This window comes from Lentzea sp. NPDC020367, from assembly GCF_044387305.1.
In the GTDB taxonomy this organism is placed as follows: Bacteria; Actinomycetota; Actinomycetes; order Mycobacteriales; family Pseudonocardiaceae; genus Lentzea.
Genome location: NZ_JBIRVV010000016.1, coordinates 122,872 through 131,808 on the forward strand (window position 1 = coordinate 122,872; position 8,937 = coordinate 131,808).

The window sequence follows — 8,937 nt, forward strand, 5'->3', positions numbered from 1 at the left end:
AGCTCACTGGCCGCCCGACTTGCGCGCCACCAGTCGCTCCGCCACGCCGAGCTTGAACCGTTGCAGCGGTTCGACTTCCAGTCCGCGCTGCTGATCGAGGTGTAGCGGCCACCGCAGGAAGTGTTCTCCTGCCGTTGGAATCGTGATCCGCTCCACCAGCCACTGCGCGCCTCGCCCAAGACGCGACGAGCTGGCGACGTGATCGATGAGGATCAACCGACCCTCCGCAACACCCGCACCATCTCATCGACAGCCGTCTCGTGATCGGAGATGGCACACAGCCCAAGGTGCACACGACGCTGTCTAAAGTGTGTGGCAGCTGTACCTGGCAGATCACCTGCCTCGGCTGGTCAAGCTGATGGAAAACTCTTCCGATCCCTCGACGTTGCCGGCCCGGTGCCTGAGCCGATGATCTGTCCGTTGTTGATCAGCCGCTGGATCCCTTCGGCCTTCTTTCGCACGGTTGTGCTGTTCCTCGCGACGAGCTTGCTGGCGAGCCAGTCGGAGCCAGTGCTGCAGCGCGATGGTTCCACCACCGCACCCGCTCTGTACCGGCGACTCACTCCATCGATCGGCACCACGCTCCGGGCGAAGAAACGACCCGAGACCACCGGTTTGCCGCACGAGTCATGCCCACATCGGATGAAGCTATAAGACCAGCGCTTACTTATCGCGACCCGTGATGTTGACTGCACATCGTGCACCAACCGGAAAAAGGGCAACTCGGAGAGCAAAGCGAAGGAGCGGTGAGGCAACAGTTCGTGAAGCTGGGCTGGGCCGTCAGCAAGCCAAAACCTGATCTTGCCACCGACTTGTTGATGCTGCCTCGCGATAACCGGCTGTTTGACCTGGGATTGATCGTCGGTGCCCAGGTCAAGACAGGTGACCGTCGTCCGTCGTGCTTGAGTTACTGGTGCCGCGGCGGTTGGCGCGGGAGTTGTACGCGGCGAGCGGGTGCACCCTCGGGCGTCGGTAGTCGAAGCGCACATCGCGGGTGTCCAAACAGTTGTGGCACAGGCACTTGTTGCGGCGGAGACCAGTTCGGTGACGTGCGCTGGGCGGTGCAGCCGTTCATCGGCCGCACCGGCGTCCAATTCGGTTACGGCCGGCTGCTCCTTGAGTTGGATCCGGCGCGCACGTCGCTGAACCTGGACTGACCACCGAACACGTGGGTGCCGTCGCCTAGCTGTTTGCGTCGGATTACCTGCACGCAGGCCTGCTGGTGTCGGGGACAAGGCGGTGCTGATCGGTGTACGAGGTGGATTCGCGTCTCGCGCGGTCCTGCAGGCCACTACAGAAGCCCGTTGAGCCGGACGAACAGCGCCTGGAAGCGCAGGCGGGAGTGCTCGTCGACCTTGTCGGGAAGCGTGCCGGGTGAGCGCATGAGGTGGTTTGCCGGTTGGTAGTGGTCGTAGCGGTGACCGAGTACGGCCTCCACCTGCTTGACGATTCGGCCGCCACCGCTGAGCTGGGACAGCGTGAAGGTGCCCACCCCGGACTCCTTCAGCAGCTTCAGGTACCAGTCGACCTCGAAGAGGTCCTCGATGTCGGCTTCGCCGGTGCCGGTCACCTCGGTCAGGTGGACCAGCCGCTTCGTGTCGATGAGGCCCTTGGATGCCAGCTGGGCGATGCGCTGGTTGCCGTTGGCGGCGACGTCCATCAGCACGGCCACGTTCAGGTTACCGCCGCCCAGCAGGGACACGAATGCCGGCACCTTGTCGAGCCCGCCGACGGGCGTGATCGTCCACTGCGGGGCGAGGGGCGTGCCTCCGGCTTGCCGGACGACCTCGCTCATCACAGTCAGGTACACAACGTCCGACGGGCCCTCGACGAGCAGTTGGTGCGGGCTAATGACGAGCGTCTGCGTCATGTCAACACCGATGGCGCCGAGCAGGGGGAAGACCGTGTCAGCACGGGCAGCCCACACGTTGTCACTCACCTTGGTGCCCTCGTCGCCGAGATCCTCGACGGTGCGGCACCGATCGAGCTTGTTCTTTTGGATCATGAACAAGGAGTGGGTGGTGTAGATGACCTGGTGGCGGGGCGCCAGCCGATCTTCGATGTAGCGCAGCAGGTCGTCCTGAGCCTTCGCGTGGAGGTTCAGTCCCGGCTCGTCGAGCAGGATGATCCTGCGGGCCGTGCTCGAGTCGAATTCGGAGAAGGCCGCGAGGAACGAGAAGAACCACAGGAAGCCCTTCGATCGCCCTTCGACCGGCAGGGTCACCCGATGCCGCTGGTTCTTGATCCGGACGTGCAGCCACGGCTCGCGGTGCGGTGGGTTCTGCAGGTTTGGCCTGAACTCGATGTCGAGCTCGACGGTCAGGTCCGGGTTCTGAGTCCAGTACTCGAGCAACTGGTCGGTAAGCTCATTGGCTGCGGCCTCGAGGGCGGCCTTACGGCTCTCGTAGGACTCCTCAGTGAACTCGGCGGTGTCCACCCCGGCGAGACGCAGGAGTGAGAGCGCAGTGCGTTCCTCGGGACGCAGGTCGCGTTCGGGGACTTGCTGCAGCCGGTTGATCGAGACGGTGCCCGGCAGCACGTTGTACTCGTCGAAGTACTGGAACTGGGGCATTCGTGCTTCGATCAGGCCCCAAGCCTCCTCCTCGAGCGTTCGGCCGCCGAGGCTATCGGCCACGGTTACGGCCGCCTCGGCAGCGGTGTCCGCGCGGAGAGCGTCAACAAGTTCCGCGATGGTGGTCGCCGCCGCGTAGGGACTGGGATCGAGGCCCGCTTTGGTGACGAGGTGGCGTGCCGCCGCGAGTTCGTCGAAGAAGGCGATGCGGTACAGCTTGGGGTCGTTGTACTTGCGGTACAAGGTGATTTGGTCACTAGTCAGCGCTTCAGGCCCGAGAACCTTGGTGACCGCCGTGACATCGTCCGCGTCGAGTTGGAAAGTCATCTTGACGGGCTGGGTCGTAGCGATCTTGTCCTTGTCGCGCGACCGGTAGCGCCGAGGGTAGTCCCGCAGGTCCTCGAACGTGGTGATGTGTCCGCTCGACAACGGGTTGAGGCGGTACAAGGCCTCGAGTACGGCGGTCTTGCCGGACTCGTTCTTACCGACAAGAGCGGTGACGTCGGCGTTCAGCGTGAACTCGGTTGAGTCCGTGGCGCTCTTGAAGGTGGCGACGTGGGCAGACAACAGGTGCATCTATGTGTTCTCCCTGATGCGGTATCGACGATGCTGCCCCGAACAGCGGAGGCAACGCTACGCCTCTGCCTCTCTCTCGTCCGCCAATTTTTGCGCGTGTCGTGAGCCGTTTCCGCCGTCCGACAACGGAAACCACCCAGCTGCATGATCTCGATGCGGCCCAACCAGAGCTCGGTCCATACGACCTGACGAGAAATCCTTGGCTCCGGTGGGACGGGGTGTCGGATTCACCTTGCGGGCGCACAACCTCGGACTGGCGATCGGCGGGGCGGTCGGACGTGGGTGTCGCTAGGGGGCGCCAGTCCTACGTGCTACGTAGGTGGAGTCGTACGTTCAGCGAGTCGGATACGGTGGCCTTCGGCTGTGTCGCCGAAGTCCCACTCGTCGTCGTCACGAAAGCGCTTGTAGAACCACTCGGGCACTCGGGTGGGTTCGAGGCGTGTGCGGAACACGCCGTCCTGCACGTCGCGGGCGACGCCGCGCAGGCGGTGCCACTCGTCCTCGGCGATGGGGCCGGGGTGCGCGTTGCGCAGTTCGGCGAGGACGAGCTTTCCCAGGTGTTCGCGTTCGTCGGCGACCTTGCGCTGGCCGGACCAGATCTCGTACGCGATCTGAAACGCGGCGAGCGAGGGGACGAAGAAGCTGAGCAGCGTGTCCAAGAGGGTGACGTTCGGGACGATGAGGCAGATGACTACACCGAGGACGGTCCACGCGGCCGCCACCCCGGCCACGAAACGGCTGTAGCGCCGACGTAGCCGTGCGTCCCAGGCGAGGTTCTGTTCCTGGGAGATGAAGACGTCGTAGGGATGGTGGACCCCGGTGGTGGGGTCGTACCAGCCACCGGTGATGCGGCCGTCCTTCTCGCCACCAACCGGCAGTTTGCGCGCCAGTAGGCGAACGTCCTGCTCGGGGATGCGGTCACCGGCGACAGTGGACCGCCACGGCAGGTCGAATAGTGCGGTGTCGAACATCTCCTGGAGGGTCGCGCCCTCCTTGGCCGTGCGCGCGGCTTTGCTTTTGAGCCACAACGCGGACAAGAGGAACGAGGCCACCCCGATGACGGACATGACGGCCCGGCCGTGACCGATCAGGGTGACCAGGACGCCGCCGAGGGCGATGATGATGGGCGCATTGACCCGTGTGGCTTCGAGGCGTTGTCCTATAACGTGGCTTGCCGCCGCCGCTCGTTGCACGAGCACCATGTCGTCGTCGAGTTGACGCTCGTGGATCGCGCGGGGCGGCATGCCTCGGAAACCCTCGGGGTTGGTGGTGAGGTTCACGGCCTGGTCATCCTGTTCCCGAACAGCTTCTTCCACTCGTCGTAGGCGGCGCGTTCCTCGCCGTCGTCCTCCAGATCGACCGCTCGTTCGGCGATGGCGCGAGCCCCGTCGAGCGCGGAGGCAGCCGTGATCTTCTGGCTGGTGGTCATGACGCCGTTGACGTTGCCGCCCAGCCCTGCCGGATCCGGCCACTCGTCGTGGATGCGCTCCGCAGCGGTGGCCAGGAAGAGCACGATCTCGTCCTGATACCGGCCGAACGGCGTCTTCACCAAGGACATGGCCATGACCTCGAGCAGGAACGAGGGCGACACCGGCTCACCGAGCTCGCGGTTGATGCCCTTGATCATCTTCACGAGCGGCACGTACTTGCCGTCGCAGTCGGCGTTCTTGGCGATGCTGAGCTCGTGGTGGACCTTGGGGTTGGTCGCGATCCACCGCCCAGCAGAGGGGTCGGGAATGAAGTAACCGCCGTCCTCGCGCTTGAAGGCGGGAACCACATCGACCGACATGACCTCGTCGTCGGGGCCGTAGGGGATCACGACCGCCATCCCGTCCTGCTCGGCGGCGCCCCACTTCTCCCGCAGGAGCTCCTCCAGGGCGTCGATGACCTGATTGGGGCTTCGGTGCCGATAGCCGGCCTGTTCGCCGTCCGCGTCTAGGACGATGAAGATGTCGACGTCCTTGAGCTTCTTCGTCTTCGTGTCGCGGCGGTAGCTGCCGGTCAGGAAGTCGTCGGCGAGGTCCCAGTGCGACCTGACGAAGTCGCGGATGGCCAGGTGGTGTGACGCCGCCTGTTTCTGCTCGGTCGGCGCGATCTCGAGGTTGTGCTTCAGGTTGACGAAGGCGTCGTCGACGTATCCCATGTCCGTGTCCTGGTCTCAGTTGGAGAGGTAGCGCATGCCGGCGGAGGCGTGCGGTGCCGCGCCGAGGGTGCCGAAGGCGATACCGCGCAGACCCTCGGTGCTGGCGCGTGTTCCGGTGCCCCAGCCTGGTTGCGGTGTGCCGGGCGTCTCGAAGGTGCAGAGGAGCTTGAAGGTGGTGCCTGCCGGAACGCGGTCGAGCTTCGCCAGGAACCGGGCCATGCGTGCCCGGGAGGCGGTGAACTCGGCATTGCCGTCCCCGGAGGCGCGGTAGGACACCGGGAACTCGATCACCGGTGCCACCGCGCCTGACGGCTGGTGGCACTCGACCACGACGGAGACCAGGGACTCCTCGACGATCCACGCCTTAATGGCGTTCTCGATGATCACCCAGTCGCGGTCCAGGCTGGCGGTGCTGATCCCGAGGTCCGCGAGGATGTCCGAGATCGTGCCGAGGATGACTTCGGTCAGGTGGGTCGCGGTGTGCGTGCGGGTGTGGCTGTAGGTGTGGGCGGAGGTCATCGCTGCTGCACCGCCCGTCGCAGGGCTTCGTGATCGATCAGAGGTCCGGCGCTGGCCGACTTGGCTTCCGCGGTTGGCGGGGCCTCGTCAGACAACCGGGCGTGGGCGTCGGCCGCTGCCTTCACCTGTTCCTGCAGCGGGCTCGGCGAAGGCAGGTAGATCATGAAGCTGCCTGCGCCCGCCGCACCGGGAACGGGGTTGAGGTTCTCCTGCAGGGTCAACGCAGCCGTGTCCGACACCGTTGTGATCTCGCAGTGCACCTTGCCCGCGACCAGCGTGATCGGGTGCCGCCGCAGATGCCCTCCCGCGACAAGCTTGCGGCCGATCTGCTCGGCAGTGGCCATCGCCTGCGCGGCTTCTTCGCGGGACAGTTCCGCGGACTGCGCCACGGTGTCCGTCACGAGGTCCGTGATCACGGACCAGGTGGCGCTGGCGCTGCGTACCGGAGCTGCCGCGACTTCCCTAGTCCGGAGCACTGGTCACCTCCTGCTGGTTGGTTTCCGCGACCGCGTTGCGGACCGCGAGTGACAGGTCGTGTTCGGTGAGGCTCTCGGGGTCGAGGACGGTGTCCAGCCGTTGAGCCATGGCCTCGAAGACCGCTTTGCGAGCGCGTCGGCCGTCCAGCCCGCGAGCGGATTCGGCGATGCGGCCGATCGCGGGGGAGGCCGCCAGTTCCCCGAGACGTGGATAGATGTCCACGAGGGCGAGCAGTGTCCCGGCGAAGATCTCCCGCAACGCCTCCGGTTCGGGCAGAGGGACGAGGATCGCCGCGTCGGACCGTGAGAGGAACGCTTCATCGAGCGCCGAAGTGAAGTTGCTGGTCGCCACGAAGAACAAGTGCGGGTGTGCCACGGCGTTGTGATCCAGGGCTGTGAGCACGGCGTCGGTGGCGCGGTGGACGTCGGCCGGGTTGGCCGACAGCGAGGCTGCGGATCGGGCGACCGCCATCGACTCGACCTCGTCCAGGATCACCACGGTCGGCATGCCGTCAGCGGCGAGACCGGGCACGTACTCGCCGAGGAGCTCGCTGACCCGCTGTTGCGACTGTCCATGCTCCGCGCTCATCAACCCGTGCGGGTTGATCTCGATCCTCCGGACCTTGCGACCTGGAACGTACTGGGCGACCTCTGCCGGCAGGCCGCGCGCGAGGGTCGTCTTGCCGGTGCCCGGCGGGCCGTGCAGCGTGCACAGCCCGTGCAGGGCGGTCACCGTGAACGGAAGCGAAGGGCGGATCAGCAACGACAGAAGAGTCTGGTTGCGGAGCCGCTCCTTGATGCTCGCCGGCGTCACGATGGCGTCCCACAACGCGTCCTCGGTCGAGTCGGCATCGATCACGTCGTCCGACAGCACGCACTCCTGAACCTTCAACCTCGACTCCATCCGCCAGGTGGGGGTGTCCACCTCAGTTTCGCACACGATCTTCTGGAATTCCGGTAGCATACACACGTGTCTACGCGGAAGATGTGGCACACCTCATCGGGCGTGTCGGCGGCAGAGCGACTCGTCAGTAGCCAAGGTGTGCCTAAGATGCGGCGGAGTGATCAAGATCTGACACGTCCGCCCCGCTAGGGCGCACTGACGCGGAGACCAAATGTGAGTGACCGGCAACTGGACTCAGGTGACATCGCGGCCCTGTTCGACAGGGCGAGGCTGCGGCTCGCACGCGAACTCCGGGGGCTGAGTCAGGTGCAGCTGGCCAAAGAGGCCGGTTCGGTCACGTCGGCCTCGATAAGTCAGTTCGAGAACGGTCACACGAAACCTGCGTCGTCGACCATGCAGCGGCTCTCGGTCGCGCTGCGGGTGCCCCCGGCCTTCTTCGCGGCTCCGGCCCGCCCTCCGGCGCAGGAAGAGATCAACGGGTACTTCCGCAGTCTCAGATCCACCTCTCCCAAGGATCGTCAGCAAGCGCTGGCTTACGTTCATCTCGCGCGGGAACTGACGCTCGAACTCGAGAAGTACGTTCGGTTGCCGGAACTCAACGTGCCGAGCTTTCCCGCGACGGAAGATCAGCCTTTCAGCAGTGCCGATGTCGTGCAGGCCGCGGCGCGGGTGCGCAGCTACTGGAACGTGCCGCGGGGCCCGGTTCCGGACGTGGTGAGGTTGCTGGAGCAGAACGGCGTGGTCGTCGCCCGATTCCGCGTCAGCATCGAAAAAGTCGACGCTTTCTGCGTCGCGTTTCCGGACCGGCCAGTAGTGGCGCTCGGGGCGGACAAGGGTCTACGCGATCGTTCACGGTTCGACGCAGCCCATGAACTAGGCCATCTGGTTCTGCATGGCAGCGGCGGCCAGATAGGTGACAAAGCGACTGAGGCAGAGGCTAACGACTTTGCCGCCGCTTTTCTCATGCCGGCCGAAGACATAGCGCATGAGTTGCCAGCTCGCCTTGACTGGCCGACGTTACTTCGCCTAAAAGCCAAATGGCACGTGTCGCTGGCCGCTCTCCTGGTCAGGGCGAAAACGCTCGGCGTCATGGGTGATCACACCTACGCGCAGGCTTGGAAAGCCTTGTCGGTGCGAGGGTGGCGGAAGGTGGAACCAGGTCCTCTGGGGGCCCCAGAAGCTCCGGTCCTGCTGCACCGCGCCATCGAAGTAATGGAGACGGCCGGGGTCTCGTTCGCCGAGTTCATCAGGCGGTCCGGCCTCCCGGAAGCGGATGTCCGGGCTCTGCTCAGTCGTGACATCAGCGAACGGCCGCGCGTGGAGTTCTAAGACCAGCCTCGTCTGACTCATTACAGCGAGAGCGGTCGTCCACTTGCGGGCGTGGAGTCGTCAATGTGACGACCCGACGTAGCCGGTACGACCCACGCCTTTGTTCGAGCTTCCTCTCGACCTATGTGGCTGACACCGGGCTGGCCTCTCCGGCGGACGGGGCCGGTCATAGCAGGGGTGATGAGCCCGTCTTTGGTCGCAGGACGAGCCGTTGCGTTGGCGCTAGACCAATGGTTGACAAGGACTGTCCAGTATGGATGCAAAGCACAGTCTACTTTGGACTCCTTGGGCCCCTTCTGGGCCCCTTCTCGTCGAGACTCAACGAGTCGCGATGGGTCTGAACAGGTAAAACATGCCGATGGGGCCGCCTTCGGAAGGTGCTCCGAAAACGGCCCCATCGTGACCCGTCAGGTCTGGT

8 protein-coding genes are annotated in these 8,937 nt (G+C 65.0%); 1 reads left to right on the forward strand and 7 read right to left on the reverse strand.

What is annotated here, in order from left to right:
- Positions 1–3 precede the first annotated feature (3 nt).
- The 7 genes from ACH413_RS40865 to ACH413_RS40895 all read right to left on the reverse strand — a co-directional run bounded on the left by ACH413_RS40865 (position 4) and on the right by ACH413_RS40895 (position 7,178).
- A complete protein-coding gene (locus ACH413_RS40865; protein WP_360046430.1) occupies positions 4–216 on the reverse strand; it encodes a hypothetical protein in 213 nt (70 codons plus the stop codon).
- Between the two features lie 1,075 nt (positions 217–1,291).
- Positions 1,292–3,148 carry an AAA family ATPase gene (locus ACH413_RS40870; RefSeq protein WP_360046432.1) on the reverse strand — a complete coding sequence of 619 codons (1,857 nt, stop codon included), beginning with the start codon at positions 3,146–3,148 and terminating at the stop codon, positions 1,292–1,294.
- 311 nt (positions 3,149–3,459) lie between these two features.
- Positions 3,460–4,428, reverse strand: a complete 969-nt coding sequence (locus tag ACH413_RS40875) for an S-4TM family putative pore-forming effector (RefSeq protein ID WP_360046434.1) — start codon at positions 4,426–4,428, stop codon at positions 3,460–3,462.
- The gene (locus ACH413_RS40880; protein ID WP_360046436.1) at positions 4,425–5,291 is read right to left on the reverse strand and encodes a CBASS oligonucleotide cyclase; all 867 of its coding nucleotides are present in this window, start codon (positions 5,289–5,291) and stop codon (positions 4,425–4,427) included. Before ACH413_RS40880 ends, ACH413_RS40875 begins: the two co-directional genes overlap by 4 nt.
- Positions 5,292–5,306: 15 nt before the next feature.
- Positions 5,307–5,810 carry a hypothetical protein gene (locus tag ACH413_RS40885; RefSeq protein WP_360046438.1) on the reverse strand — a complete coding sequence of 168 codons (504 nt, stop codon included), beginning with the start codon at positions 5,808–5,810 and terminating at the stop codon, positions 5,307–5,309.
- Complete coding sequence (locus ACH413_RS40890) at positions 5,807–6,286, reverse strand: hypothetical protein (RefSeq protein ID WP_396425728.1); 480 nt, start codon at positions 6,284–6,286, stop codon at positions 5,807–5,809. The genes ACH413_RS40885 and ACH413_RS40890 overlap by 4 nt, the downstream gene beginning before the upstream one ends.
- The gene (locus ACH413_RS40895) at positions 6,273–7,178 is read right to left on the reverse strand and encodes an AAA family ATPase (protein WP_360046442.1); all 906 of its coding nucleotides are present in this window, start codon (positions 7,176–7,178) and stop codon (positions 6,273–6,275) included. The genes ACH413_RS40890 and ACH413_RS40895 overlap by 14 nt, the downstream gene beginning before the upstream one ends.
- Before the next feature lie 225 nt (positions 7,179–7,403).
- On the opposite strand from ACH413_RS40895, the gene ACH413_RS40900 reads away from it, so the two are divergent.
- Positions 7,404–8,519 carry an XRE family transcriptional regulator gene (locus ACH413_RS40900; RefSeq protein WP_360046444.1) on the forward strand — a complete coding sequence of 372 codons (1,116 nt, stop codon included), beginning with the start codon at positions 7,404–7,406 and terminating at the stop codon, positions 8,517–8,519.
- The last annotated feature ends 418 nt before the right edge of the window (positions 8,520–8,937 follow it).

Excerpts from the sequence above, each read along its gene's own strand:
- ACH413_RS40870 (WP_360046432.1), bottom strand. The coding sequence starts at position 3,148 with ATGCACCTGTTGTCTGCCCACGTCGCCACCTTCAAGAGCGCCACGGAC.
- ACH413_RS40880 (WP_360046436.1), bottom strand. The coding sequence starts at position 5,291 with ATGGGATACGTCGACGACGCCTTCGTCAACCTGAAGCACAACCTCGAG.
- ACH413_RS40885 (WP_360046438.1), bottom strand. The coding sequence starts at position 5,810 with ATGACCTCCGCCCACACCTACAGCCACACCCGCACGCACACCGCGACC.